The organism is Pseudoduganella sp. UC29_71 (genome assembly GCF_042693265.1).
Taxonomy (GTDB): Bacteria; Pseudomonadota; Gammaproteobacteria; order Burkholderiales; family Burkholderiaceae_D; genus Rugamonas.
In genome coordinates, this window is record NZ_CP170549.1 from 2,005,279 (window position 1) to 2,030,852 (window position 25,574).

Annotated in this window: 20 protein-coding genes and 1 tRNA gene; 15 read left to right on the plus strand and 6 right to left on the minus strand. The window is 66.1% G+C overall.

From position 1 onward, the window contains the following. Window positions 1–29 precede the first annotated feature (29 nt). The 4 genes from ACFJI2_RS08845 to ACFJI2_RS08860 all read left to right on the plus strand — a co-directional run bounded on the left by ACFJI2_RS08845 (window position 30) and on the right by ACFJI2_RS08860 (window position 4,703). Window positions 30–524: a hypothetical protein gene (locus ACFJI2_RS08845; RefSeq protein WP_377704664.1), complete on the plus strand. Its 495-nt coding sequence runs from the start codon at window positions 30–32 to the stop codon at window positions 522–524. Window positions 525–610: 86 nt separating this feature from the next. After that, window positions 611–2,026 (plus strand): TolC family protein, encoded by a 1,416-nt coding sequence (locus ACFJI2_RS08850; protein WP_377704665.1) that lies wholly within the window; start codon window positions 611–613, stop codon window positions 2,024–2,026. Next, window positions 2,023–3,438: a multicopper oxidase family protein gene (locus tag ACFJI2_RS08855; RefSeq protein WP_377704666.1), complete on the plus strand. Its 1,416-nt coding sequence runs from the start codon at window positions 2,023–2,025 to the stop codon at window positions 3,436–3,438. Before ACFJI2_RS08850 ends, ACFJI2_RS08855 begins: the two co-directional genes overlap by 4 nt. A gap of 50 nt (window positions 3,439–3,488) precedes the next feature. Beyond that, a complete protein-coding gene (locus tag ACFJI2_RS08860) occupies window positions 3,489–4,703 on the plus strand; it encodes a voltage-gated chloride channel family protein (RefSeq protein ID WP_377704667.1) in 1,215 nt (404 codons plus the stop codon). A gap of 47 nt (window positions 4,704–4,750) precedes the next feature. On the opposite strand, the gene ACFJI2_RS08865 is transcribed toward ACFJI2_RS08860, so the two are convergent. Beyond that, window positions 4,751–4,957: a hypothetical protein gene (locus ACFJI2_RS08865; RefSeq protein ID WP_377704668.1), complete on the minus strand. Its 207-nt coding sequence runs from the start codon at window positions 4,955–4,957 to the stop codon at window positions 4,751–4,753. Window positions 4,958–5,308: 351 nt separating this feature from the next. Here ACFJI2_RS08865 and ACFJI2_RS08870 point away from each other — a divergent pair. From ACFJI2_RS08870 to ACFJI2_RS08890, 5 genes are all read left to right on the plus strand, one after another. Then, window positions 5,309–5,395 (plus strand) — tRNA-Leu (locus ACFJI2_RS08870). Between the two features lie 238 nt (window positions 5,396–5,633). Further along, window positions 5,634–7,262: a diguanylate cyclase domain-containing protein gene (locus ACFJI2_RS08875; protein ID WP_377704669.1), complete on the plus strand. Its 1,629-nt coding sequence runs from the start codon at window positions 5,634–5,636 to the stop codon at window positions 7,260–7,262. Between the two features lie 133 nt (window positions 7,263–7,395). Beyond that, complete coding sequence (locus ACFJI2_RS08880) at window positions 7,396–8,229, plus strand: hypothetical protein (RefSeq protein WP_107872258.1); 834 nt, start codon at window positions 7,396–7,398, stop codon at window positions 8,227–8,229. Between the two features lie 81 nt (window positions 8,230–8,310). Further along, entirely contained in the window at window positions 8,311–10,491 is a 2,181-nt protein-coding gene (locus ACFJI2_RS08885) for a penicillin acylase family protein (protein WP_377704670.1), read from the plus strand. Between the two features lie 79 nt (window positions 10,492–10,570). Then, window positions 10,571–12,184 (plus strand): hypothetical protein, encoded by a 1,614-nt coding sequence (locus ACFJI2_RS08890; RefSeq protein WP_377704671.1) that lies wholly within the window; start codon window positions 10,571–10,573, stop codon window positions 12,182–12,184. 9 nt (window positions 12,185–12,193) lie between these two features. Here the strand turns inward: ACFJI2_RS08890 and ACFJI2_RS08895 are convergent, their stop codons facing one another. Beyond that, entirely contained in the window at window positions 12,194–13,384 is a 1,191-nt protein-coding gene (locus tag ACFJI2_RS08895) for a trans-sulfuration enzyme family protein (RefSeq protein ID WP_377704672.1), read from the minus strand. Continuing rightward, on the minus strand, window positions 13,381–14,757 hold the full coding sequence (locus ACFJI2_RS08900) for a pyridoxal-phosphate dependent enzyme (RefSeq protein ID WP_377704673.1): 1,377 nt from the start codon (window positions 14,755–14,757) through the stop codon (window positions 13,381–13,383). The genes ACFJI2_RS08895 and ACFJI2_RS08900 overlap by 4 nt, the downstream gene beginning before the upstream one ends. A gap of 277 nt (window positions 14,758–15,034) precedes the next feature. Here ACFJI2_RS08900 and ACFJI2_RS08905 point away from each other — a divergent pair, with 277 nt between their 5' ends. Both ACFJI2_RS08905 and ACFJI2_RS08910 read left to right on the plus strand, forming a co-directional pair. After that, a complete protein-coding gene (locus ACFJI2_RS08905) occupies window positions 15,035–15,589 on the plus strand; it encodes a thymidine kinase (protein ID WP_107872265.1) in 555 nt (184 codons plus the stop codon). 93 nt (window positions 15,590–15,682) lie between these two features. Beyond that, window positions 15,683–16,195 (plus strand): M50 family metallopeptidase, encoded by a 513-nt coding sequence (locus tag ACFJI2_RS08910; protein WP_377704674.1) that lies wholly within the window; start codon window positions 15,683–15,685, stop codon window positions 16,193–16,195. Here ACFJI2_RS08910 and ACFJI2_RS08915 read toward each other — a convergent pair. Next, window positions 16,145–18,079 carry a P-loop NTPase fold protein gene (locus ACFJI2_RS08915; protein ID WP_377704675.1) on the minus strand — a complete coding sequence of 645 codons (1,935 nt, stop codon included), beginning with the start codon at window positions 18,077–18,079 and terminating at the stop codon, window positions 16,145–16,147. The two genes, ACFJI2_RS08910 and ACFJI2_RS08915, sit on opposite strands and share 51 nt — an antisense overlap. Window positions 18,080–18,333: 254 nt before the next feature. On the opposite strand from ACFJI2_RS08915, the gene ACFJI2_RS08920 reads away from it, so the two are divergent. After that, complete coding sequence (locus tag ACFJI2_RS08920) at window positions 18,334–20,586, plus strand: carboxy terminal-processing peptidase (RefSeq protein WP_377704676.1); 2,253 nt, start codon at window positions 18,334–18,336, stop codon at window positions 20,584–20,586. A gap of 243 nt (window positions 20,587–20,829) precedes the next feature. On the opposite strand, the gene ACFJI2_RS08925 is transcribed toward ACFJI2_RS08920, so the two are convergent. Next, a complete protein-coding gene (locus ACFJI2_RS08925) occupies window positions 20,830–21,621 on the minus strand; it encodes an AraC family transcriptional regulator (RefSeq protein WP_377704677.1) in 792 nt (263 codons plus the stop codon). 87 nt (window positions 21,622–21,708) lie between these two features. On the opposite strand from ACFJI2_RS08925, the gene ACFJI2_RS08930 reads away from it, so the two are divergent. After that, window positions 21,709–22,935, plus strand: a complete 1,227-nt coding sequence (locus tag ACFJI2_RS08930) for an MFS transporter (protein WP_377704678.1) — start codon at window positions 21,709–21,711, stop codon at window positions 22,933–22,935. A 21-nt stretch (window positions 22,936–22,956) separates the two neighbouring features. Here ACFJI2_RS08930 and ACFJI2_RS08935 read toward each other — a convergent pair whose 3' ends face one another. Beyond that, window positions 22,957–23,343: a hypothetical protein gene (locus tag ACFJI2_RS08935; RefSeq protein ID WP_377704679.1), complete on the minus strand. Its 387-nt coding sequence runs from the start codon at window positions 23,341–23,343 to the stop codon at window positions 22,957–22,959. Between the two features lie 202 nt (window positions 23,344–23,545). Here ACFJI2_RS08935 and ACFJI2_RS08940 point away from each other — a divergent pair, with 202 nt between their 5' ends. Further along, a complete protein-coding gene (locus ACFJI2_RS08940; RefSeq protein WP_377704680.1) occupies window positions 23,546–24,625 on the plus strand; it encodes a rhodanese-like domain-containing protein in 1,080 nt (359 codons plus the stop codon). 45 nt (window positions 24,626–24,670) lie between these two features. Continuing rightward, a complete protein-coding gene (locus tag ACFJI2_RS08945; RefSeq protein WP_377704681.1) occupies window positions 24,671–25,573 on the plus strand; it encodes a phosphatidate cytidylyltransferase in 903 nt (300 codons plus the stop codon). Window position 25,574 lies beyond the last annotated feature (1 nt).

Genomic DNA, 25,574 nt, shown 5'->3' on the forward strand with positions numbered 1-25,574 from the left:
GGCGCGCGGCGGCACCGTGCTGTGATACTATGCGCAGCATGCAAGCCGTGTTCCGTTCCCTGCTGCTGTGGCTCATGCTGGTGGCGATCCCCTTCCAGGGCGTCGCGTCGGCAGGCATGCTGCTGTGCGCACCCGGACCGGTTCCATCCCGCGCGCCTGACATGAAGGCAGGCCACGATCACGCCGCGATGCTGGCTGCGGCCCACGCCGATCGCGTTGATAGCCATGCCGGCCATGCCCACCACGGCGTGGCACAGCCGGACGCGGAAACGCAAACGCAGCAAACGCAGCAAGCGCAGGCAGGCGAGCCCGGTGCGGCCGACGGCGGCCACGGCGCCCACAGTTCCCACGGTCCCGCCAAGTGCGGCAGCACCGGCGCGTGCTGCGTCGGCGCTGCGCTGGCGCCCGCGCTGCCCGGCGTACCGCCTGCGCCGGCAGTGTCGTCGCAATCCATTCCTTTCTATTCCGGCCGCCTTCCTGCGGTCGACCTGGCGCTGCCCGAGCGTCCTCCCCAAGCAGCCTGATTCCACAGCTTGCCGCTGCGCCTGTGCGCGTGCTGAGCGCGCGCCTGCGCGGCCCCTCCTATTCGTAATACAAGGAATACCTCGCAATGAGTACACTCCATACCCCCATGCCGGGGCGGCTGGCGCTGGCCTTGGCCGCCGCGCTGCTGAGCGGCTGCGCCTCGTTCTCCGGTGACAGCGGCTTCAGCACCGTGGCCCAGGCGACGCAGGACCGCATCGGCCAGCAGGGCAAGATCCTGCGCAGCGATGAAGACCGCCAGGCGCTGGCCGGCCTGCTGCAGCAAAAACTGAAACAGCCGCTGACGGCGGACGACGCGGTGCAAATCGCACTGCTCAATAATCGTGGCCTGCAAGCCACTTATTGGTCGCTCGGCATTGCCGAGGCGGACCTGGTGCAGGCAGGGCGCCTGCAAAATCCGGCTTTCGGATACAAGCATACGCAGGGCGGCGGCGACACCGCCATCGAGCGCACGCTGGGCTTCAACCTGGTGAGCCTGATCACCGCGCCGCTGGCGGCCCGCATCGAGGGGCGCCGCTTTGAACAGGCCAAACTGGCGGTGGCCGACCAGGCGCTCAACGTGGCGGCCGACACGCGCCGCAGCTACTACGAGGCCGTGGCTGCGGCGCACGCGCTGGAATACGCGCAACAGGTGCGCGACGCCGCGGAGGCGGGCGCGGAGCTGGCGCGCCGCATGCAGCAGGCCGGCAACTGGAGCAAGCTCGATGCCGCGCGCGAACAGGCCTTCCACAGCGATGCGCTGGCGGAAGCTGTCAAGGCGGGCAAGCAGGCCAACGCCAGCCGTGAAAAGCTGGCGCGCCTGCTCGGCCTGTCGGGCGCCGTGCCGGCCGCCGGCGGCAGCGGGGACCACGCCGCGACCGCCTCGCCCCGCCTCGCGTTCACGCTGCCGGCGCACTTGCCGGACCTGCCCGCCGCGCCGCGCGAGCTGGCGGACGCCGAGCAAGCTGCCATGCGCAACCGCCTGGACGTCCAGGCAGCCAAGCTGGAGACCGAGCACACCGCATCCTCGCTCGGCCTGACGCGCGGCACGCGCTTCATCAACGTGCTGGAGCTGGCCGCCGTGCGCGAAAGCGCCACCGGCCAGCCGCGCGAACGCGGCTACGAAATCACGCTCGAGATTCCCCTGTTCGACTGGGGCTCGGCGCGCGTGGCGCGGGCCGAAGCGATCTACATGCAATCCGTGAACAAGCTGGCGGAAACGGCGGCCCATGCCCAAAGCGAAGCGCGCGAGAGCTACCACGACTACCGCGCCTCCTACGACCTGGCCAGGCATTACCGCGACAGCGTGATTCCGCTGCGCCGCCAGGTATCGCAGGAGACGCTGCTGCGCTACAACGGCATGCTGGCCAGCACCTTCGAACTGCTGGCCGACTCGCGCGAACAGGCCACCGCCGTTCGCGCCTATATCGACGCGCTCAAGGACTTCTGGGTCGCGGAAACCAATCTGGAAGCTGCAATGGGCGGCAAGGGAGCAAACAAATGACCAACCGCAGATCTTTCCTGACTGGCGCCGCACTGATCGGCGTGGGCATGGTGACCAAGGCCGGCGCAGCCGGGCTGCCGGAAGCGCCGCTGCAATCGAGCGCCGCCACCGCGCCGCCGCTGCTGCCGCCCAACGGCCGCCCCTACAACCCGGTGGTGACGCTGAACGGCTGGTCGCTGCCGTGGCGCATGAAGGACGGCGTGAAGGAATTCCACCTGGTGGCCGAACCGGTGGAGCGTGAAATCGCGCCCGGCATGACGGCGCGCCTGTGGGGCTACAACGGCCAGAGTCCCGGCCCAACCATCGAGGTGGTGGAGGGCGACCGTGTCCGCATCTTCGTGACCAACAAGCTGCCCGAGCACACCAGCATCCATTGGCACGGCCAGATCCTCCCCTGCGGCATGGACGGCGTCACCGGCCTGACCCAGCCCGGCATCGAACCCGGCAAGACCTTCGTCTATGAATTCGTGGCCAGGCATGCCGGCACCTTTATGTACCACCCGCACGCCGACGAGATGGTGCAGATGGCGATGGGCATGATGGGCTTCTGGGTGACGCACCCGAAAGATCCGGCGCTGCACGCGGTGGACCGCGACTTCGTCTTCCTGCTCAACTCCTACGACATCGAGCCAGGCAGCTACAAGCCCAAGACCAACACCATGCTGGACTTTAACTTGTGGACCTTCAACAGCCGCGCCTTCCCCGGCATCGACCCCATGGTCGTGCGCAAGGGCGACCGGGTACGCATCCGGGCCGGCAACCTGACCATGACGAACCACCCGATCCACCTGCACGGCCACACTTTCGAAGTGACCGGCACGGACGGCGGCTGGGTGAGGCCGTCCGCGCGCTGGCCGGAAGTGACAACCGACATCGCCGTGGGCCAGATGCGGGCCATCGAGTTCGTGGCCGACAATCCCGGCGACTGGGCCTTCCATTGCCACAAATCGCACCACACCATGAACGCCATGGGCCACAATGTGCCCAACCTGATAGGGGTGGACCACAGCGGCGTGGCCGAGAAGATCAACCGCCTGGTGCCGGACTATATGGTCATGGGCGACAAGGGCGGCGCCATGGGCGGCATGCAGATGCCGCTGCCGGAAAACACGCTGCCGATGATGACCGGCGACGGCCCGTTCGGCGGCATCGAGATGGGCGGCATGTTCACCATGGTGAAGGTGCGCGAAGGGCAGGGGCGCAACGACTACAAGGACCCGGGCTGGTACAAGCATCCGCCCGGCACGCTGGCGCGCGAATGGACCGGCGAGCTGCCGGCCGCGCCGCGCGCGCCGAACACGCCGGCCTCGCCGGCCGCACCCGCAGCCCCGGCCCAGCAGCACCAGGGCCACGGCGCCGGCCATGAAGGCCACGTCATGGAAGTCAAACGCGGCGGATCGCACCAGCACTGAGTTCCACGCTCCTTGCCGGGCCATCGTTCCTTTGCTACGATGGCCCGACTTTGACCCAGCCTCTCGCCTATCTCGCCAAATGGACCCTGATCGCCAGCCTCGTTGCAGCGCTGGCCGGTTCCGCGTCGGCGTTTTTCCTGTACGCGCTGGACGCGGCCACCGCGTGGCGCGAGGCGCATCCCGCCATCATCTGGCTGCTGCCGCTGGCCGGCTTCGCCGTGGGCTGGATCTATCTGCGCTTCGGCCGCTCGGTTGAAGCGGGCAACAACCTGCTGATCGACGAAATCCACGACCCCAAGCAAGTAGTGCCGCTGCGCCTGGCGCCACTGGTGCTGGGCGGGACCATCGTATCGCACCTGTTCGGCGCCTCGGTGGGGCGCGAAGGCACGGCCGTGCAGATGGGCGGCGCTCTGGCCGACCAGCTCACGCATGTATTCCGGCTGCGCCATGAAGAGCGCCGCATCCTGCTCATGGCGGGCATCAGCGCCGGTTTCGCGTCCGTGTTCGGCACGCCGCTGGCGGGCGCCATCTTCGGCCTGGAAGTGCTGGCCATCGGCCGCATGCGCTACGACGCCATCTTCCCGTGCATGCTGGCCGCCATCGTGGCCGACCTGGCCGGCATGGCCTGGGGCGTGCACCACATGCATTACGCGGTGGGCGCGCACGTGCCCGTCAGCGCGCTGCCGCTGCTGGCCGTGATGGCAGCCGGTATCGTGTTCGGCCTGGCCGGCATGCTGTTCGCGAAGGCGGCCCATGGCGCTGCGGCTTTCATGAAGCGCCGCATCGCCTACGCGCCACTGCGGCCGCTGCTGGGCGGCGCCGTGATTGCAGTGGCGGTGTGGGCCATCGGCACCGACCGCTACATCGGCCTGGGCATCCCCGTGATTGCGGACGCGTTCCGGCAGCCGCTGGCGCCGTGGGACAGCGTGGGCAAATTCCTGTTCACCGTCGCCTCGCTGGGCAGCGGTTTCAAGGGCGGCGAAGTCACGCCGCTGTTCTACATCGGCGCCACCCTGGGCAATGCGCTGGCGCCGCTGCTGCACCTGCCGTTCGCGCTGCTGGCCGGGCTAGGCTTCGTGGCCGTGTTCGCGGGCGCGGCCAACACGCCCATTGCGTCCACGGTGATGGCGATCGAACTATTCGGGCCGGAAATCGCGCCTTACGCGGCGATCGCCTGCGTGGTGAGCTATCTGTTCTCGGGCCACACCGGCATCTACCACGCGCAAAAGCGCAGCCACGCCAAGACTGGCGTGGGGCGGGAATAATTCAGGAGAGGGGCCGGCGGAAAGCCGGCAGGATGCTGCAGCCTGCGTCAGTTGCTTGGGACGGCAGTGGCTACTTGTTGCGCTACCAGCGCGTCGCGCTTGCAGTTTTTGGTGCTGGCTTTGGCACCCGAATCGATGCCGGCGATAACGTCGGTACATGCGCCTGCGGCTCGTTGCGCGTGGGTGGGCGCCATCAAGCCGTTCAGGACATAAAAGAAATAAAACGCAATCGCTGAGATGGTAAATGTTTTCATTTTGACTCTACCCGTTGCAGTGTAGAAAAAGTCTAACACATCAGCGAGCTGCACGGATCACCGATAGAAAAATTTCATGATTCTGTAACAATTTCTGGTGCGTCTGCGCAACACATTTAGTTATAATTTCTACATCGCAAGTTTTCGAAATGATAATCTCAGTACAGTGTAGGTCAATTCCTATAAAACGTAACGAGCTAGTTACAAGTGAGTGTTGCGGCGCGCGGGGAACACAACAGACAACGCTTGACAAAGATGTTTTTGATGCCGGAAAACGCGATGCTGCGAGTATTGCCGCTTTGCAAATTTGCCGCTTATGTATGTGTCATGGCATAATGCCGGGCTGTGTCGGCCCCGGTGGTGAAACTGGTAGACACATGAGACTTAAAATCTCCCGCTCGCAAGGGCGTGCCGGTTCGATTCCGGCCCGGGGCACCAAGCACGCTGCATTCAATCTGACGAGCCCGCCTAGCGCGGCCTTTGTCACTGGGGCGCCCGGCGGTACCACCGTTGCCGCTGCGCAACGGCGCCCTTTGACAGAGATTCTCAAACGAAATATCCACTATAATCGGGCCACGTCCGCCGGCGCCTGATCTTCGCGCTCGCCAACTGAGCTGGCCCAACCTCTGCCGGAACTTCGTATCAATATGCGCTACGCGCGCGGCAGGAGGCTACCATGCGGCCAGTTTTACACTTTTTCCTCAGTTTCAAATTCAAGATCACGCTGCTGGTCACCGCCATGGTGCTGCTCGCCGGGCTGGGCGTCGGCGGCGTGTCGCTGCTGATCGCCGAATCGGCCATGCGGCAGTCGATCGCGCAGCAGGAACTGACGCTGCTGGCCAGCGCCGCCGCCTATGTGGACCGCGACATCGTGGCCAAGCGCCAGCTGCTCAAGTCGCTCACCGAGCAGGTGCCGGGCGGCGAACCGTCGCTGGCGCAGATGCAGACGCTGCTGGAGGCGCACGGCAGCCTGCGCGACGAGTTTTTCAACGTCACCGTATTCAATCTGAAGGGCGACCTGGTGGCCAGCCTGCGCGACCGCCGCGCCAAGGGTACGCTGAACGTGGCCTCGCGCCAGTATTTCCAGGACACGCTGCGCACCCGCGAGGGCGTCACTTCGGCGCCGTTCCGCAGCGTGTTGTCGGGCCGGCCGGTGGTGGTGCTGACCCAGCCGCTGCTGGACGCCAACGGCCAGCCGCTGGGCGTGCTGCTGGGCGCCATCGAGCTGCTGCGCCCGTCGTTCTCGGCGCGGCTGGACAATCTGCGTTCGGGCGCGGCCGGCTATCTGTTCATCGTGGCCGGCGACGGCACTTTTGTGCACCATCCGAACAAGGAGATGCTGCTGAGCCGGGGCGACAGCAGCGAAGGCTCGCTGCTGGACGCCGTGCTGCGCAGCCCCGAAGGCTGGACCGACGAGCTGCTGGATGACGGCGTCCCCGTCTTGCTGGCGCACCGGCGCCTGCGCGAGGTGGACTGGACCATTGTCGCGTCTTTCCCCATCCAGAGCGCCTTCGCGCCCATGGCCAGCGTGCGCGCGCGGGCGCTGGCCGCGGCCGCCCTGGTGACGCTGCTGGCGGGCCTGTTCGGCTGGCTGCTGGTCAAGGTGATGCTGCGCCCGCTGCTGCGCCTGCACCGCAACGTGGTCGATATCGAGAGCGGCAGCGCCAATATCCAGGTGTTCGACGTGCACGGGCGCGACGAGTTTGCCCAGCTGAGCCGGGCATTCTTCTCGCTGTCGCGCCGCCGCGAGCGGGCCGAGCAGGACTTGCAGCGCCTGGCCACCACCGATGCGCTGACCGGCATCCACAACCGCCGCATGTTCGACGAATACTTCCCGCTGGCGCTGGCGCGCGCGCGCCGCGCCGGGCAGCAGGTGGGCATGGCCTTCCTCGACATCGACCATTTCAAGGCCATCAACGACGCGCACGGCCACGCCGCCGGCGACGCCGTGCTGGTGGAGTTCGCCCGCCGCCTGACCGAAACCGTGCGCTGCACCGACACCGTGGCCCGCCTGGCGGGAGACGAGTTCGTGATCATCTTCGAGCAGCTGCCCACCGGCGCGGAAATGAATCTGCTGGGCAGCAAGATCATCGACGCCATGCGTGCGCCGTTCGTGGCGGGCGGCCGGCTGCTAAACGTGACCACCAGCGTGGGCATCGCGCTGACGGTCGACCAGCCGGTGGAGGCCGACGCGGTGATGCGCGCCGCCGACCAGGCCCTGTACGGGGTGAAGGCGGCCGGCCGCAATGGCTATGCTGTCAACTTTGTGGGCGAGGAGCGGGTGCTGCGGGTGCGCGGCGCCTGAGTGCGCAGGGCAGACGCAGCGGCCGCGGCGGCCTGCTTGGGTTGGAGACGCAATTGGTGTAGCATGCTGGACGGCGATCGGGCAGGGTGCGCGCAGGCGCGCCGGCCGCGCCTGTTTTTTCCAGGAATACCGAATGCAAATCCAAATCAACGACATGCTGCGCAGCTATATCGACCCGCTCACCGAGGCCGAGTACGCCGCGCTTGAACGCAGCATCCTGGCCGAGGGCTGCCGCGACGCGCTGGTGCTGTGGAACGACGTGCTGGTGGACGGCCACAACCGCTATTCGATCTGCCAGCGCCACAGCATACCCTTCAAGGTGATCCAGAACGAGTCCTTCCACAGCATGGAAGACGTGATGCTGTGGATGATAGACAACCACCTGGGCCGCCGCAGCGTGTCCGACTTCCAGCGCGGCGTGCTGGCGCTGCGCAAGAAGGACATCATGGATGCGCGCGCCGCCGAGCTGGCCGCCAAGGCCGCCGCCGAGGACGCGAGCATCGCCCCGCCCGAGCCGGCCGACGAGGCCGCCCCCACGCCGGCCAAGGTGCGCACCTCGCGCGAGGACATCGCCCGCGCCGCCCGCCTGAGCAGCAACACCATCAGCCAGATTGAAAAGATCCAGAAGACGGCCGCGCCGGAGCTGGTGGAGGCGGTGCGCGCCGGCACCATTTCGATCAACGCGGCGGCCACGGTGGCGTCGCTGCCGGAAGCCGAGCAGGTGGCGGCGGTGGCCGGCGGCAAGAAGCTGCTGCAGCAGGCGGCCAAGGAGATCCGCGAGCAGCGCGCCGCGTCGCGCCCGCCGAAGGAACCCAAGCTGGGCGAAGACGGCATGCCGGCCGAGCCGCTGAGCGAAGTGGAGCAGCTGCGGGCCGAAGTGGCCCAGCTGAAGGACCGCGTGTCCAAGCTGCGCAACGAAAACGCCGAGCTGCGCGAACGCATCGCCCAGCTGGTGGATGCCTCCTGAGCGTAGCTGCCCGATAAAAACTATGCCACCGGAGTGTGCCGTATGTCGAGAGTAAGTTTTCTGATTGCGGCAGCTTGCGCCGTGCCCCTGTTTGCCCAGGCCGCGCAGGAGCCGGCCGCCGGGGCGGCGCGGTCCGCGCCCGCGCTGAAAGCCGAGGCTGCACGCCTGAAGGCGCTGGCGCAGCGTGTCACCATCGCGCGCGACAAATGGGGCATCCCGCACGTGTACGGCCAGACCGACGCGGACGCCGTGTTCGGCCTGCTGTACGCGCAGGCGGAAGACGACTTCCACCGCGTGGAGCTCAATTACATCAATTCCATGGGCCGCCTGGCCGAAGTGCAGGGCGAGGCCGAGCTGTACCGCGACCTGCGCATGAAGCTGTTCATTGCGCCGGACAGCCTGAAGGCCCAGTACGCGGCCAGCCCGGCCTGGCTGAAGAAGCTGATGAACGCGTACGCGGACGGCCTGAACTACTACCTGCTCACGCACCCGGACGTGAAGCCGGCGCTGCTCACGCGCTTCGAGCCGTGGATGGCGCTCAGTTTCAGCGAAGGCAGCATAGGCGGGGACATCGAATCGGTGGACCTGAAGGAGCTGGAGCGCTTCTACGGCAAGGCGCCGCAGGCGATGCCGGCGGTGGCGCTGGCCGGAAGCGACCTGGACCACGAGCCGAGCGGCTCGAACGGTTTCGCCATCGCGCCGGCCAACACCAAGTCCGGCCACGCGCTGCTGATGATCAATCCGCACACCTCGTTCTATTTCCGTCCCGAGGTGCAGGTGAGCAGCGGCGAAGGGCTGAACGCCTACGGCGCGGTGACCTGGGGCCAGTTCTTTGTCTACCAGGGCTTCAACGAGCGCCTGGGCTGGATGCATACCTCCGGCGGCGGCGACGTGATCGACGAGTTCCTGGAAAGCGTGAGCGGCAAGGATGGCAAGTTCGTCTACAAATATGGCCGCGAGGAGCGGCCGGTCCGGGCCGTGCCGATCCGGCTGCCGTACAAGACGGCCGCCGGCATGGCGGAGAAGACCGTTACCGCCTACTTCACGCATCACGGCCCGGTGGTGCGCTCGGTGGATGGCCGCTGGGTGTCGGTGAGCCTGATGAACGAGCCGCTGAAGGCCTTGCAGCAGTCCTGGCTGCGCACCAAGGCGCGCAACTACGCCGAGTTCTACAAGGTAATGGAGCTGCGCACCAACTCGTCCAACAACACCGTGTATGCGGACGCGGACGGCAATATCGCCTATTTCCACGGCAATTTCATCCCGCAGCGCGACCCGCGCTTTAATTACCGCAAGCCGGTGGACGGCAGCGATCCGGCCACTGACTGGAAGGGTTTGCACGCGGTGAAGGATACGATACAGCTGTTCAACCCGAAAAACGGGTGGATACAGAACACCAACAGCACGCCGTTCACGGCGGCCGGCGCCTACAGCCCGAAAGCGGCCGACTACCCGGCCTATATGGCGGCGCAGCCGGAGAACGCGCGCGGCATCCACGCGGTGCGCGTGCTGGAGCACAAGAAGGACTTCACGCTGGAGAGCCTGATCGCGGCGGCCTACGACAGCCAGCTGACCGCCTTCGAGCCGCTGCTGCCGCAGCTGTTCGCGGCCTGGGACGAGCTGCCGGACGGCGACACGCTCAAGTCCAGCCTGGCGCCGCAAGTGCACGTGCTGCGCCGCTGGGACATGCGCTATTCGCTGACGTCGGTGCAGACTTCGCTGGCCATTTTCTGGCTGCAGGACCTGGCCAAGATCTTCGGCCCGGCGGCGAAGAAGATGGAAATGCCGGTGCTGGACTACATCGCCACGCAGCTGGCGCCGCAGGAGCGCCTGTATGCGCTGGCGCGCGCGTCGGCCAGGCTGAACGAGGATTTCGGCACCTGGCAGACGCCGTGGGGCGAAATCAACCGCTTCCAGCGCCTGACCGGGGACGTGGTGCAGCCGTTTGACGACAGCAAGCCCAGCATCCCGGTGCCTTATGCGTCCGGCAACTGGGGCGCGCTGGCGGCCTACGGGCAGACGTCGGCGCCGAAGACCAAGCGCATCTACGGCGAGCGGGGCAACAGCTTCGTGGCGGCGGTGGAGTTCGGCAAGCGGGTGCGGGCCAAGAGCATCCTGGCCGGCGGGCAGAGCGGCAATCCGGCGTCGCCGCATTTCATGGACCAGGCTGAAATGTATGCGCGCGGGGAGTTCAAGGATGTGCTGTTCTACAAGGAAGACGTGGACAAGCACCTGGAGCGCAAGTATCACCCGGGTGAGTAAAGAGTTCGGTTGCCATGCTTGATGCAGATCACGGCGGCTGAGCATTAGCGGCACATGCTGTGGCGTATGGAGGTGCGCCATGGCTGAATTGGAAAAACGCGACGGACCCGCGCGCCCGGTCCAGATCCGCGACTTTATCTTCGTGCGCGAGCTCGCCGAAGTGTATCTGCTGCTCGACTTCATTTCCGGCCGCTGGGACAAGGGGCTGGAGCCGGATGTGCAGGCGCTCATCAAGGAAATCTGCGAAATCGGCTGGCCGCCCGAGGACGGGCATGCCAGCCAGGCGCACCAGGCCGCCATTCTGCTGCAGGCCAAGGACAAGCTCAACGCCGCCGCCAAGCCGGCCAACGGCGCCACCATCGCGTTCACGCTGCTGGTGGTGGGCGAGGACGACCCGCGCCGGCGCAAGGCGTGGGGCCGCCGCGCGGAGCGCCGTGGAGCGGACGGCGCGGGCGGCGCGGGTGGGCCGGGACCCGGCGGGGCGGCGCCCGGCCGCACAGCGCCCGGCTACACGTCACCCGGCTATGAGTCGCCCGGCCCGGCGTCGCCCGGCCACCAGGCGCTTCCGTTCGGCCTGGGCGGCCCTTCGGGGCCGGGCGGGCTGGCCGACCCGGCCGCGCCCGGCGGCGATGGCGGCGCGGGGGGAGGAGGCCGCAGGGGCGACGGCGGGCCGTGGGATGGCGACAATGGCTGGCCGGGGCGGCGCGCGGGCTACTGCAATGGCGACCTGATCGCGCCCGGCGGCGGCTTCACGCGGCCGCCAACGCGGATGTCGCTGGCGCGCACGGCCTTTCCCGGCCTGGTCGGCCCGGCGGGCAAGTTCAGCCGGGGTATCTGGCGCATCGTGGTGGGGCTGGTGATCTGGCTGGTGTGCACTTGTTTGCTGTCGTGGAACGTCACGGCGGGCAATGTGATCCTGACCCACCTGGACTCGCTGCGCGCCCAGCAGCGCGAGCTGAACGTGAAGCTGGCGGATGCCGAGACCAAGCTGGCGGCCGACGAACTGGCGCGCCAGCTCAAGGGCGCGCGCGATCCCGGCGCGGTCCCGGCGCCGCCGCTGCCGCTGGTGGCCTATTGCGACCCCGCGCGTGCGCCGCAGCTGGACGCCACGCCGCTGGCGCAGCGCTACCGCAGCGTGGAGGAATACCATCTTTGCACGCAGGACAGCCGGGTGGACCGCGAACGCGCCATCACGCGGCGCAACCTGGCGGCCTGGCTGCAGCCATGGAAGGCGCTGTACCGCACCACAACCTACTTCCTGGAGCCGATACCCGAACCACGGCCGCGCCCCGGCCGCACGCCGCGCCAGGGCGGCGACGAGGAAACCGCGCGCATCCTGACCTTGGTGCTGGGCAGTGCCGTGCTGCCGCTGTGCTACGGCATCCTGGGCGCGGGTGCGGCGGTGGTGCGGGACTTGTGGCGCAAGATGCGCGAAAGCATGCTGTCGCCGCGCGACTATTCGCTGGCGCTGGGCCAGCTGGCGCTGGGCGCCACCATAGGCGCGTGCATCGGCCTGTTCGTCAACGCCAGCGGCACCGGCAGCACGGCCGAGCCGGCGCTGGCCGGGGCGTGGACGCTGAGCGGCTCGGCGCTGTCCTTCATCGCCGGCTTCGGCGTGGAAGGCGTGTTCCAGGCGATGGAAAGCTTTGTCCGGCGCGTGTTCAACGTGCCGGACCCAGCCAAGCCGCGCTAAGGGGGCGTCTCAGATCGCGTCCAGCGCGTTCTGCAAGTCCTGGCGCAAATCGGCCAGGTCTTCGATGCCGACCGACAGGCGGATCAGCCCGTCGCCGATGCCAAGCGCGGCGCGCTGGGCGGCCGGGATGCTGGCGTGCGTCATCAGGGCCGGGTGCTCGATCAGGCTTTCCACGCCGCCCAGGCTTTCGGCCAGCGCGAACACTTCGCAGCGCTCCAGGAAGCGGCGCGCACCGGCCAGGTCCGTGTCCAGGTCGATGGAGATGATGCCGCCGAAACCTTCCATCTGGCGCCGCGCCAGCGCGTGCTGCGGGTGCGATGCCAGTCCCGGGTAGAACACCTTCTTCACCTTGGGTTCGCGCTCCAGCCATTCGGCCAGCTGCAAGGCGCTGGCGCAGTGGCGCTCCATGCGGATGGCCAGCGTCTTGACGCCGCGCAGGGCCAGGAAGCTGTCGAACGGGGAGGCGATGGCGCCGACCGAGTTCTGCAGGAAGCCGAGCTGCTCGCGCCACGCGGCCTGGCGCGCGTCGCCCGCCACCACGGCGATGCCGCCGATGATGTCCGAGTGGCCGTTCAGGTACTTGGTGGCCGAGTGCACCACGATGTCGAAGCCGTGCTCGAGCGGGCGCTGCACCAGCGGGCTGGCGAAGGTGTTGTCGGCCACGGCGATGATGTTGCGCTCGCGGCAGATCTTGGCGATCGCCTCCAGGTCGGCCAGCTTGAGCATAGGGTTGGTGGGCGTTTCCACCCACACCATGCGCGTTTCCGGACGCAGCGCGGCCAGCAGGTTTTCCGGCCGGGTCAGGTCCACATAGGTGAAATCGTGGCCGGCGCTGCGGCGGCGCACGCGCTCGAACAGGCGGTAGGTGCCGCCGTACATGTCGTCGCCGGCAATGATGTGCGAGCCGGCGTCGGCGATTTCCAGCACCGTGGAGATGGCGGCCAGGCCGGAGGCGAAAGCGTAGCCTTGCGCGCCGCTTTCCAGGTCGGCCACGCAGCGCTCCAACGCCCAGCGGGTGGGGTTGTGCGAGCGGCCGTAGTCCAGGCCCTTGTGCACCCCGGGGCTGTCCTGCACGAAGGTGGAGGTGGCGTAGATCGGCGGCATGATGGCGCCGGTGGACGGGTCCGGCGACTGGCCCGCGTGGATCACGCGGGTGGCCAGGTGGGCTTTCCGGTTGCTGTGGTCGGTGTGTGAGCTCAAGATAAAGTCCTGCGCAAGTGGTTGAGAAGGTCGAAGCGGGTGATCAGGCCGTAGAACTGGCTGCCGTCGGCCACCACGGCGGTCAGGCCGCGGTCCAGCGTGCTGCGCAGCGCCTGCAGGCTGGCGGACGGGTGCAGCGTTTCCAGGCGCGCGGTCATGGTGGCGCCCACCAGGCTGCTGAACTGCTCGGCCTGGTTGTCCACCTTCAGCAGCAGGTCGGACTCGTCGATGATGCCCACCAGCTTGCCCTGTTCGAGCACGGGCAGCTGGGCCAGGTCGGCCGCGCGCATGCGGTTGAAGGCCACCAGCAGGGTGTCGGACGGGGCCACGCTGACCACTTCGCCCTCGTCGTAGCGGCGGCCGATCAGGTCGCGCAGGTCGCCGGTCCTGGCGCGCTGCACCAGGCCCTGGTCCACCAGCCAGCCGTGGTTGTACATCTTGGACAGGTAGCGCGTGCCGGTGTCGGCCACGAAGGTGACCACGCGCTTGGGCTCGGTCTGCTCGCGGCAGTATTTCAGGGCGGCCGCCAGCAGGGTGCCGGTGGACGAGCCGCCCAGCACGCCTTCGGCGCCCAGCAGGGCGCGCGCGCAGTCGAAGCTTTCCTGGTCGCTGATGGTGTAGGCCTTGCGCACCGAGCGCATGTCGGCGATGGAGGGGATGAAGTCCTCGCCTATGCCTTCCACGGCCCACGAGCCGCTGGTGTCGGACACCTTGCCGCTGTCGATGTATTCGGCCAGGATGGAACCCTTGGGGTCGGCCAGCACGAATTCCAGCTCCGGCTGCACCTTGCGGAAGAAGTTGCTCAGCCCGGTCAAGGTGCCGGAGGAGCCGACGCCGACCACGATGGTGTCGACGTCGTGGCCCATCTGTTCCCAGATCTCGGGCGCGGTGGTGGTTTCGTGCGCCAGCGGGTTGGCGGGGTTGTTGAACTGGTCGGCGTAGAAGGCGCCGGGCAGCTCGCGCGCCAGGCGCGCCGCGTAATCCTGGTAGTACTCGGGGTGGCCTTTGCCGACGTCGGAGCGCGTCATGTGGACCTCGGCGCCGAGCGCCTTCAGGTGCAGCACTTTTTCGGTGGACATCTTGTCGGGCACCACCAGCACCACGCGGTAGCCCTTGATGCGGCCCACCAGCGCCAGGCCCAGGCCGGTGTTGCCGGCGGTCGCTTCAATGATGACGCCGCCGGGCTTCAGGCGCCCGTCGCGCTCGGCCGCTTCGATGATGGACAGGCCGATGCGGTCCTTGATCGAGCCGCCGGGGTTTTGCGATTCCAGCTTGAGGAACAGGCGGCAGGGGCCGGTGTCCAGCCGGGTGACTTCGATCAGCGGGGTATTGCCGATCAGGCCGAACAGGGCGGCCTCGTGGGGTTTGTTCATAAACACTCCTCGCTTGGAAACGGCGCCGGCCGATCGTGTCGGCCGCGCCTTCCGTGAAAAAGGGCGGATGTTAGGCCGCACGTTACACGCTGGGAAGGAATCATTCTGTGCTTGTATATGCAAATTTTGCATTTTTACAGTATGCGCCAAAATCGGGCGCCGCGCACTGCTGCCGGATTGCCTGGTGCCACGCCGGCGAAGTGGGCGCATAATCCCTGCCATGGCCCGCCGCGACGCCTTATAATCCGGCTCTGATCATTTTTCTCAAGCAATAGTTGTGGCAAAACTTTACTTCCGATATTCGGCCATGAACGCCGGCAAATCGACGGCGATGCTGCAGGTCGCCCATAACTATGAAGAGCAGGGCCAGACCGTGCGCCTGTTTACCGCCGCCATCGACAACCGCTACGGCGTCGGCAAGGTCACGTCCCGCCTGGGGCCGCAGCGCGAAACCGAGGTGTTCGACGCCGACACCGATTTCCTCAAGCTGATCGACCAGCGCATCGCCTGCCTGCTTATCGACGAAGCGCAATTTCTCACCACCGTGCAGGTGCAGCAGCTGCACAAGCTGGCCCAGGTGCGCGGCATCCCCGTCATCACCTACGGCCTGCGCAGCGACTTCCGCGGCGAGCCTTTCCCCGGTTCGGCCTACCTGCTGGCGCTGGCCGACGACATCGAGGAACTGAAAAACATCTGCACCTGCGGCAAAAAAGCCACGATGAACATCCGCGTGGATCAGGACGGCAAACGCATGAAAGAAGGCGAGCAGATCAGCATCGGCGGCAACGAGAGCTACCGCCAGGCCTGCGGCCGCTGTTTCTACTCGGAGTAGCCACCATGCGCGGCGCCAGGGAATAAACCATGTTCGATTGCGCCGCCATCGCCCCCCGCCTGGTTCTGCCAGCACCGCGATGTGCTGCTTGACGTGCTGCTTTACCTAGCGCCGTCGCTGCTGCTGGCGCTGGTGATCCGGCGCCTGTCGTCCTTCCATCCCGTGTTTTTCCTATTCACCCTGGCCGGCACCATCTGCCACGAGCTGGCGCATTTCTGCGTCGGCCTGCTGACGGGCGCGCGGCCGGCCGGCTTTTCCGTGATGCCGCGCCGCATGGGCCGCAGCTGGCAGCTGGGCTCGGTGAGCCTGACCCGCGTGCGCTGGTACAACGCGGCGCCGGTGGCGCTGGCGCCCTTCCTGGTGGCGGCGGTGCCGCTGGCGGTGGCGCTGTGGCGCACCCATCCGGGCTGGCAGTTCCAGCCGCTCGACTTGCTGCTGGCCTTCGCCGTGGCGCCCCAGTTCCTGGCCTGCTGGCCGTCCGCCGTGGACTGGAAGATCGCGCTGCGCTCGTGGCCCTATGTGCCGCTGATTGCGCTGGCGTGGTACGGTGCGGGACTAATCCCGGGACTCGCAGGGCTCGCCAGCCTGGCCAGCGCTGGCGGGTAGGGCGGATATGGCTTGCATGTTGGCGATAAAGTGATCGATGTCCGGCAGGATCCTGGTGCGCAGCGTGTGCGCTGACAGGCTGGCCGCCGGCTTCGCTGCGACGTGCTCGTGCAGCAAGGGGGATACGCGGGTCCAGAATGGCAGCTCTTCCAGTTTCCAGTCGTCGTGCTTGATGTAGTCGTAGCGCGACTTCAAGGCGTCGGCGATGATGTGCAGCTTGGGTGTTTGTGCCGCCAGCAGCAGTGCCGCAAAGTCCGCCGCGACGAGCTGGGTGAAAATCGGCTGGAAGGCGAAGTGCGCCCGGTCGCCGCCGCCGCTACGTATCCGTTCCGCCCACAGCACGGCATCGGTCCGCAGTTCGGCGAGCCAGTTGCGCGCCAGCCTGGCCAGCTCGGCTTCGCGGGCAGCCGCTTTGGCGTCGTTGAAGTAGACAGCCAGTTCGCGAAACTCGGCGCTGGCGACGGCGGCGTATTGCATGCCGAAGGCTATTTCCTCGCCAATGGGTTTGAGGTAGCCCGCCGGCGCCAGCTCCGTCTCCGGCAGCCGCTGCGCGAACAGTTTGTCGACCGCTGCCTTGGCGAGGGCGAGCAAGTGCGGGGCGCCGTACTCGAGTAGTCCTTCCTGCGACAGCTGCAGCAGCACGCCGGCGCTGTGGAACAGCTCGGGTTTGCCGGGGAAGCGGCCCGCTGCAAGCTGGGCGTAGACTTCGGCCTTCAAGTCATCGAAGTCGGTGTCGCTCAGCAGATGCTTGTGTAAGAGGCGGCGCCAAGCGGGGGCTTTTTCTGTCATGAAGAACGCGCTGGCCCGCAGGCCTTCCAGCGCATCGGCGTCCGACAGATAGCCGCTGGCGAAGAATTTCGCATAGGTGTCCGGTGGCAGGGCGAGCTTGCGCGTGTAGGCCAGGTCGTGCAGCTTGAAGCGCGTGTCCGCTTCGGCCGGTTCTGCGAGCGCGCGGGGGATGCCATAGTTCGCCGAGGTACGCTTGGATTCCGTTCTGGCGAGCTGGTAAATGTCGCGGGCGGCGATGGTCTTGGCGCGCAGCTCGATGCTGAACGCGAACACCTCGTGCACCAGGCGGTCCAGGAAGCCGTCATGGCTTTTCAAGGCGGGGTCCTGCCCGGACAGGCAACTCCAGATATCGGAGAAGTCCAGCACGGCTTGCCGCAGATGGCGCAGGTTCTTGTGGCCTGCCGCGTCCATGACGGCCAGGATCTGCTGCTTGCGCGTGCGCAGGATGCCGATCGCGTCGTCGGCGCTGAGCTCGGCGATGAAGCTGGTGAGCGCCGCGCCGGCGTCGGGCTGGATTTCGAAGGTCCTGCCGATGACTTTTTCCTTGGTCTGGTGGTAGCCCGGGTCGTCGATCTGCTGCTCGTGCGCCAGGACGATGACACGGTACTCGTCATGCTCGACGAACTGGTTCAGGTAGCCAAGCAGCTCGGAGGGCGGCATGGCGCAGCGCTCCAGGTCGTCGAACACCAGTATGGCCTTGCGCGGGTCGGCCGATTGTTGAAAATCCGGAATGCCAAGCTGGAGATTGTCCTTGTCGCCGTCCCCGGTCAGGTCGACCCTGAGCGTGCCCTTGACGAGGGTTTTCAGCAGTGCCCAGGGTTTCTGCACCTTGCCGCTGGCCAGCAGCGGATGTAGCTGCTGGAAGAACTGGTCGGTGATGTCGGACGTCCTGGCGACGGAGTACAGGCTGACGTAAATCACCTTCTTGCCGTGCACCTCCTCCAGGCTTGCGCGCAGGCGGTCGATGAACCAGGTCTTGCCGCTGCCCCAGGTGCCGCGCAGCATGACCGCGAAGTGGGGCGCCAGTTCCCTCGTGCAGTAGCGCAGCAGGTAGTTTTTGAGTTCGTCGTTGGTAAGGGGCGTGCTGGCGCTCATGATGCGGCGTGGTTTTGCAGGTCGGCCCCCATTCTTGCAGTTTGCTTGCTCAAACGCAACAAAATCGAAGCATGGCGCGGCCCCTGCGGCGGGTCACGATTTGTTACATGAATAAAGCCCACTTGCCTTTAATCATGCCTTAAGCTTCCTCGCTGAAACTGTGACCTCCCGCCCGCCGCCGCAGGTCTTCTATCCTGTAGAATAAGGCGGTGTTGGACCAGTTTTCCATGAAATCAAGTTTTCGGAGTAAGCCGATGAAGAAGCAGATGCTGTTGAGCGCGATTGCGCTGGCCGTTTCGGTACAGGTGGGCGCGGCAGCGCCCGAAAAGGCAGCGGATGTCGTTCGGCCGCAGGCGGTGCAGTCGCAGGCCGCGTTGTGGGCGTCGCACGTCATGTCGCGCTATCACTACAAGGCTACCCCGTTGGACGACGCGATGTCGGAGAAGATCTTCGACCGCTACTTCAAGTCGCTGGACGGCGAAAAGCTGTTCTTCGTGCAAGCCGACGTGGACCAGTTCGCGCCCATGCGCACCAAGATGGACGACGCCATCATGTCGGAAAACCTGACGGTGCCGTTCGCCATCTACAACCTCTACCAGCAGCGCTTCAACGAGCGCATCACCTATGCCCGCGAGCTGCTGAAGACCAAATTCGATTTCACGCAGGACGAGAGCTACCAGATCGACCGCGAAAAGGCCGAGTGGCCCAAGAGCGAGGCGGAAGTGAAGGACTTGTGGCGCAAGCGCGTCAAGAACGACTGGCTGCGCCTGAAACTGGCCGGCAAGGACGACAAGGCCATCCGCGAGACGCTGGACAAGCGCTACGAGAACTACATGAGCCGTTCTCGCAAGCTGAACAATGAAGACGTGTTCCAGATCTTCATGAACGCCTACGCCATGTCGATCGAGCCGCACACCAACTACCTCGGCCCGCGCGCGGCCGAGAATTTCGATATCGCCATGCGCCTGTCGCTGGAAGGCATCGGCGCCCAGCTGCAGCAGCGCGACGACTACACCGTGGTGCGCGAAATCGTGCCGGGCAGCCCGGCCGCCTTGTCGGGCAAGCTGAAGGTGGGCGACCGCATCGTCGGCGTGGGCCAGGGCGAGAGCGGCAGCTTCACCGACGTGGTGGGCTGGCGCATCGACGACGTGGTGCAGCAGATCCGCGGCGCCAAGGATTCCACGGTGCGCCTGCAGATCCTGCCGGCCGACGCCGGTCCGGACGGCAAGCTGGCGCAGCTGTCGCTGGTGCGCAAGAAGATCAGCATGGAAGAGCAGTCGGCCAAGAAGTCCATCCTCGAAGTGCGCGACGGCACGGCCAAGCGCCGCGTCGGCGTGATTTCGCTGCCGACCTTCTACCTGGACTTTGAAGCGCGCCGCAAGGGCGACAAGGACTACAAGAGCGCCACCCGCGACGTGGCGCGCCTGCTGGCCGAGCTGAAGAAGGAAAAAGTCGACAACGTGCTGATCGACCTGCGCAACAATGGCGGCGGCTCGCTGACCGAGGCGGTGGAACTGACCGGCTTGTTCATCGACAAGGGTCCCGTGGTGCAGCAGCGCAATGCGCAAGGCAAGGTTGAAGTGGAAAGCGACACCAACGCCGGCCTGGCGTGGGACGGCCCGGTGGGCGTGCTGATCAACCGCAGCTCGGCGTCGGCGTCGGAAATCTTCGCCGCCGCGATCCAGGATTACGGCCGTGGCCTGGTGATCGGCGAACCGTCGTTCGGCAAGGGCACCGTGCAGACCCTGGTCAACCTGGACCGCTATTCGCAGAATGACAAGCCGCGCTTTGGCGAACTGAAGATGACGGTGGCGCAGTTCTTCCGCATCAACGGCGGCACCACGCAGCTGCGCGGCGTGACGCCGGACATCAGCCTGCCGTCCATGTCGGACCCGGAAAGCTTCGGCGAGTCGAGCTACGACAACGCGCTGCCGTGGGTGGCCATCAAGCCGGCCATCTACATCCCGGCGGGCGAGCTGAAGGAAATCGTGCCGCTGCTGGACAAGAAGCATGAAGCGCGCGTGGCCAAGGACAAGGACTTCCAGTACCTGGCCGAGGACATCGCGCTGGTGAAGAAGCAGCGCAAGGACAACACCATTTCGCTGAACGAGGCCGTGCGCCGCAAGGAACGCGACCAGCAGGAGGCGCGCGCCAAGCTGCGCGAAGCCCGCCTGCTCAGCCTGGTGGCCTCGCCGGACGACCCGGTCTTGATCCCGGACGCCAAGGAAGCGCTGAACAAGGCGATCTCAGCCAAGCCGGCCAATGCCAACGCCAAGGCTGCGCGCCAGGTGGCGGCAGTGAAGGGCGCGCTGCGCACCGACGACGGCCTGCAGGGCGACGAGCGCAGCCTGAGCGCGGAACTGGACGCCGAGAAGGCCGCCAAGGCCGCCAAGGACGTGCTGCTGAATGAAGCGGTGCATATCCTGGCGGACGAAGTAGGCCTGCTGAAAACCGATACCCGACTGGCTTCCCGCGTGCTCCCATACGCAGCCGACGTGGGAAAGTAAGTATTTTTGCCAAGTTATACGCATCATTTATTTCTATCATCACTAATATAAAGTAGAAATATATGATGCTTTACGGCATCATAGCTCCTGTCTCCTCTATTCTCCTCCAAGAGATTAGATTCAGCCCGCTCCTGTAGCGGGCTTTTTTTTGCGCGCGTAGGGCGGCGCGGCAGGTGGAGATTAGATTCAGTCCGCTCCCGTAGCGGGCTTTTTTTTGCGCGCGCAGGGCGGCGTGGCCGGGAATCAAGCCGGGACGCGCCATTCGGCCAGGTAGTCTTGCGGCGTTTTGCCGAGGATGCGGCGGAACATGGCGGTGAAGGCGCTGGGGCTGGCGTAGCCCAGCGCGGCGGCGATGCTGCCCACGCTGTCGCCGCGCGCCAGGCGGCAGAAGGCGTCGGCCAGATGCACTTGCTGCACCCATTGTCGAAACGGCAAACTGGTCTCTCTGGGGAACAAGCGCATCAGCGTGCGGGCGCTGGCGCCGGCGTGGAAGGCCCACTCGTCGATGGAACGGGTGTCGCCCGGGTTGTCCATGATGGCTTCGCACACGCGCACCAGGCGCCGGTCGCGCGGCCAGGGGATGGAGATCGGCACCGTCGCCGCAGCGCCCAGCTCGGACAGGATCAGCGCCGCCAGATGTTCGCCGCGCCCGGGTATCGGGTATTCCACCGGTTCCGCCACCAGCGCCTGCACCAGCTCGCGCAGCAGGCTGCTCACCTCGATAAGCCTGCAGCCGGCAACGAGGCCGGGGAGGGCGGCCGGGGCGATGTACAGCGAGCGCATGCTCACGTTGGTCAGCATGGTCAGCTCGTGCGCCACGCCGGGCGCGATCAGCAGGGCGCGGCGGGGCGGTATCAGCCAGACGCCGACGTCCGTGGTCACGCGCATCACGCCCTCGATGGCGTACAGGAATTGCGCGCGCTGATGGCAATGGCGCGGCACCAGCTGGCGGAACGCCTGTTCCCTGGGCAAGGCGACCACCACGCGCGGCACGGATTGCAATGCGTCGGCGGTCAGGATGTCTGGCGTGATCATGATCTGTCAGTTAGGCGACGATTAATGTCAGATACTTGCGAAATCACCATATTACACTTCTAGTCCGCAAATCAAGCCAGCATGATCATGAGCACCGTCTTACCGCATTCCGCCAACGCCGCCATCTCTTCCCATTCCACGCCGCAGGGCGCCGTGATGCGTATCCTGGGCGCAGTCGCCTTCGTGCACCTGCTGAACGACCTGGTCCAGGCCCTGCTGCCGTCCATCTACCCGATGCTGAAAGAGCAGTTCAGCCTCAGCTTCACCGAAGTGGGCCTGATCACGCTGACCTTCCAGTGCACCGCTTCCATGCTGCAGCCGTGGATCGGCCTGTACACCGACCGTCGCCCGATTCCCTTCCTGCTGCCGGCCGCCATGTGCTTCACGCTGGCTGGCATCCTGATGCTGTCGGTGGTGAGCACTTTCCCTGCCTTGTTGGTGGCGTCGGCGCTGATCGGCATCGGCTCGTCGGCCTTCCATCCGGAAGCGTCGCGCGTGGCGCGCATGGCGTCCGGCGGGCGCTTCGGTTTCGCGCAGTCGCTGTTCCAGGTCGGCGGCAATACCGGCAGCGCGCTGGGGCCGCTGCTGGCGGCCGGCATCGTGGTCGGCCGCGCGCAAGGCAATATCGCGTGGTTCTCGCTGTTTGCCGTCGTGGCGATCGCCGTGCTGTACCGCGTGTCGCACTGGTACAAGGAACATTTGCTGACCTTCAAGCGCAAGGCGGGCGCTGGCCATGGACCCAAGCTGTCGCGCAAGCAGGTGCTGGGCGCGCTGGGCGTGCTCGCGCTGCTGGTGTTCTCCAAGTACATCTACATGTCCAGCCTGACCAGCTACTACACGTTCTACTTGATTGAGAAATTCTCCCTGCCGGTGGCCAGCACGCAGCTCTATCTGTTCCTGTTCCTCGCGGCAGTGGCTGCGGGCACCTTCCTCGGCGGCCCGATCGGCGACCGCATCGGCCGCAAGCGGGTAATCTGGATTTCCATCCTCGGCGCGGCGCCGTTCACGCTGGCGCTGCCATACGCCAACCTGTTCTGGTGCGCGGTACTCACGGTGATTATCGGCTTCGTGATTTCGTCGGCCTTCTCGGCCATCGTGGTGTTCGCGCAGGAGCTGGTGCCGGGCAATGTGGGCATGATTTCGGGGATCTTCTTCGGCCTGATGTTCGGCATCAGCGGCATCAGCGCTGCGGCCATGGGCAAACTGGCCGACGTTGCGGGCATCGGTTTCGTGTTCAACCTGTGCTCCTTCCTGCCTCTGCTGGGCATATTGACGGTGCTGTTGCCGAACATCGAAGGCGACGCGGCGAAATAGCAGGGCGCGCCCGGACCCGTGCTACACGGGCGGGCTGTGGTCATCCCGCAAGCAGCCTGCCAACGCGGCGATGCACAGCAGCAGGCCGATACCTTTAACCATCGCCACCCCAGCCGGGGATATGGGGGCCGGGTCCGGCTGGCTCAGGGTCATCAGCTGCCCTGCGAAGCTGTAGTAGCCCATCCCGCATGCTGCGCCCCACGCTGCAGCCAGATAGCGGCGACCGCTGAGCGGCTCGCGTCTGCTGCGCAGGGCGGCATAGAGCAGACAGCCTCCAATCAGGAAGTCATCTACCAGGTGAGGAAGCACTTCTATGCTGCCGAGCTGCTGGCTGCGGCGCACCAGTTCGGCCACGGGGAGCAGGAAGCCGAAGAGCAGGGCGAGGCGGCGGCTGAAAGCTAGGGTCATATACGTTTTGATTATCTCTGTCATCAGAAAGATAAAGTGGATTTATATGCTGCGACGCGGCATCATTACACCTGTCTCCTCTATTCTCCTCCAAGAGATTAGATTTAGCCCGCTCCCGTAGCGGGCTTTTTTTTTGCTCGGCCGCATAGCATTGGCATGTCGCTTTGCTATGATTGAATGATCGACTCTACCTTTTCCGATCATGATCTTCCGCCAGCTATTCGACCCCACCTCGTCCACCTACACCTATTTGCTGGGTGACAGCGGCGAGGCCGTGCTGATCGATCCGGTGTACGAGCAGGTGCCGCGCGACCTGGCGCTGCTGCGCGAGCTGGACCTGCGCCTGCTGGCCTCGCTCGACACCCACGTCCACGCCGATCACGTCACCGGCGCCTGGCGGCTGCACCAGCGCGTCGGCAGCAGCATCGCGGTGGCGGAAGCGGCCGGCGCGGCGCTGGCGGACCGGCCTTTGCGCCACGGCGACCGCATCGCCTTCGGCACGCGCCATCTCACAGTGCGCGCCACGCCCGGCCACACCAACGGCTGCCTGACCTATGTGCTGGACGATGAAAGCATGGCCTTCACCGGCGACAGCCTGCTGATACGCGGCTGCGGCCGCACCGATTTCCAGGGCGGCAGCCCGCAGCAGCTGTTCGCCTCCGTGCGCGAGCAAATCCTCACGCTGCCCGACAGCTGTCTGCTCTATCCGGCGCACGACTATCGCGGCATCACCGTCACCAGCGTGGCCGAGGAACGCCGCTTCAACCCGCGCCTCGGCGGCGACGTGGACGAGGGCGATTTCGCCGGCCACATGAACAACCTGAACCTGCCGCATCCCAAGCTGATGGCGGTGGCCGTGCCCGCCAACCTGCGCTGCGGCCAGCCGGAAGGGGCGGGCGCCGAAGGCGATCCATCGACGGCCGACACGCCCGCTTGGGCGCCGCTCACGCTGCGCTTCAGCGGCGTGTGGGAAATCGAACCGATGGCGCTGTTGGAGCATGCCGACCAGGTGCAGATCGTGGACGTGCGCGAAGCCCCTGAATTCATCGACAAGCTCGGCCACTTGCCCGGTGCCCGCCTGGTGCCCCTGTCCCAGCTCAAGGACCGGCTGGACGACTTCGACCGGGAGCGTCCCATCGTGGCGGTGTGCCGCTCCGGCGTGCGCTCGGCCCAGGCCAGCGTGCTGCTGGCCAAGGCCGGCTTCAAGCAGGTCGCCAACCTGGCCGGCGGCATGCTGCGCTGGAAGACCGAAGCACTGCCTGTCGCGCAAGACGTTGTCTAATAGAAAATTCGACGTATAATTGCATTTCAAGCAATTGAGGCGATTATGCAATTAGCGCTTTCCCTGCTGGGCACGGAAATCCTGACCGCGCTCGGCATGCTGTACCTGATGCTGGGCATGGCCTCGCTGGGCGTCGGCCTGAAGCTGCGCGCGCGGCCGCAGAGCCAGCTCAGGCTGCAAGTGAACGCCTGGTGGTGGATTTTTCCTGTCGTCACGGCCAGCTTGCTGCTGCATCCGTATGGCGCGCCTCTGCTGGCGCTGGCCATCGGCGCACTGGCGCTGCGCGAACTGGCGCCGTTCACCGGGCGCGACGGCACCGCGCACTTCGCCTGGCCCGCCGCCGCCGCGCTGGCCGCCACCATTTCCTTGATCTTCATCAAACCGGCGGCAATCACTGCCTTGCTGGCGTTTGCCAGCCTCATCACACTGCTATATTTCCTGCGTTCACGCAGCGTGCCCGCGCTGGTCTGGCTGCTGTGGCTGATCCTGTGCTTCAGCGTGAGTTTCCTGCCGCGTTACGAGGCCTTGCCGATGGACGCGCATCACCGCCTCGGCTGGCTGTTCTACCTGTACGTACTGACCTCGCTGAACGACGTGGCGCAGTTCATCTCCGGCACGCTGTTTGGCCGGCACCGCATCGCGCCCAGCATCAGCCCGAACAAGACCCGGCAGGGCTTGCTGGGCGGCGTGGCGGCGACGCTGCTGCTGTCGCTGGCGCTGGGCAGCTATCTGCGCCTGGCGGTGCCGGGCCAGTTGGCCGTGTATGCCGTGCTGTTGTCGCTGGGCGGCTTCTGCGGCGACCTGATGTTCTCGGCCGCCAAGCGCGTGCTGGGCGTGAAGGATTTTTCGCAACTGATACCCGGCCACGGCGGCATCCTGGACCGCGTCGACAGCCTGGTGGTCACCGCGCCGCTGCTGTATTTTTTGATCCACCTTCAAGGAACCTAGC

Bases quoted from the DNA above. Each gene is read 5' to 3' on its own strand.
- ACFJI2_RS08880 (WP_107872258.1), top strand. From the start codon at position 7,396: ATGCAAATCCAAATCAACGACATGCTGCGCAGCTATATCGACCCGCTC.
- ACFJI2_RS08925 (WP_377704677.1), bottom strand. From the start codon at position 21,621: ATGATCACGCCAGACATCCTGACCGCCGACGCATTGCAATCCGTGCCG.
- ACFJI2_RS08930 (WP_377704678.1), top strand. From the start codon at position 21,709: ATGAGCACCGTCTTACCGCATTCCGCCAACGCCGCCATCTCTTCCCAT.
- ACFJI2_RS08865 (WP_377704668.1), bottom strand. From the start codon at position 4,957: ATGAAAACATTTACCATCTCAGCGATTGCGTTTTATTTCTTTTATGTC.
- ACFJI2_RS08875 (WP_377704669.1), top strand. From the start codon at position 5,634: ATGCGGCCAGTTTTACACTTTTTCCTCAGTTTCAAATTCAAGATCACG.
- ACFJI2_RS08920 (WP_377704676.1), top strand. From the start codon at position 18,334: ATGAAGAAGCAGATGCTGTTGAGCGCGATTGCGCTGGCCGTTTCGGTA.
- ACFJI2_RS08915 (WP_377704675.1), bottom strand. From the start codon at position 18,079: ATGAGCGCCAGCACGCCCCTTACCAACGACGAACTCAAAAACTACCTG.
- ACFJI2_RS08945 (WP_377704681.1), top strand. From the start codon at position 24,671: ATGCAATTAGCGCTTTCCCTGCTGGGCACGGAAATCCTGACCGCGCTC.
- ACFJI2_RS08855 (WP_377704666.1), top strand. From the start codon at position 2,023: ATGACCAACCGCAGATCTTTCCTGACTGGCGCCGCACTGATCGGCGTG.
- ACFJI2_RS08890 (WP_377704671.1), top strand. From the start codon at position 10,571: ATGGCTGAATTGGAAAAACGCGACGGACCCGCGCGCCCGGTCCAGATC.
- ACFJI2_RS08845 (WP_377704664.1), top strand. From the start codon at position 30: ATGCGCAGCATGCAAGCCGTGTTCCGTTCCCTGCTGCTGTGGCTCATG.
- ACFJI2_RS08935 (WP_377704679.1), bottom strand. From the start codon at position 23,343: ATGACCCTAGCTTTCAGCCGCCGCCTCGCCCTGCTCTTCGGCTTCCTG.
- ACFJI2_RS08900 (WP_377704673.1), bottom strand. From the start codon at position 14,757: ATGAACAAACCCCACGAGGCCGCCCTGTTCGGCCTGATCGGCAATACC.
- ACFJI2_RS08850 (WP_377704665.1), top strand. From the start codon at position 611: ATGAGTACACTCCATACCCCCATGCCGGGGCGGCTGGCGCTGGCCTTG.
- ACFJI2_RS08940 (WP_377704680.1), top strand. From the start codon at position 23,546: ATGATCTTCCGCCAGCTATTCGACCCCACCTCGTCCACCTACACCTAT.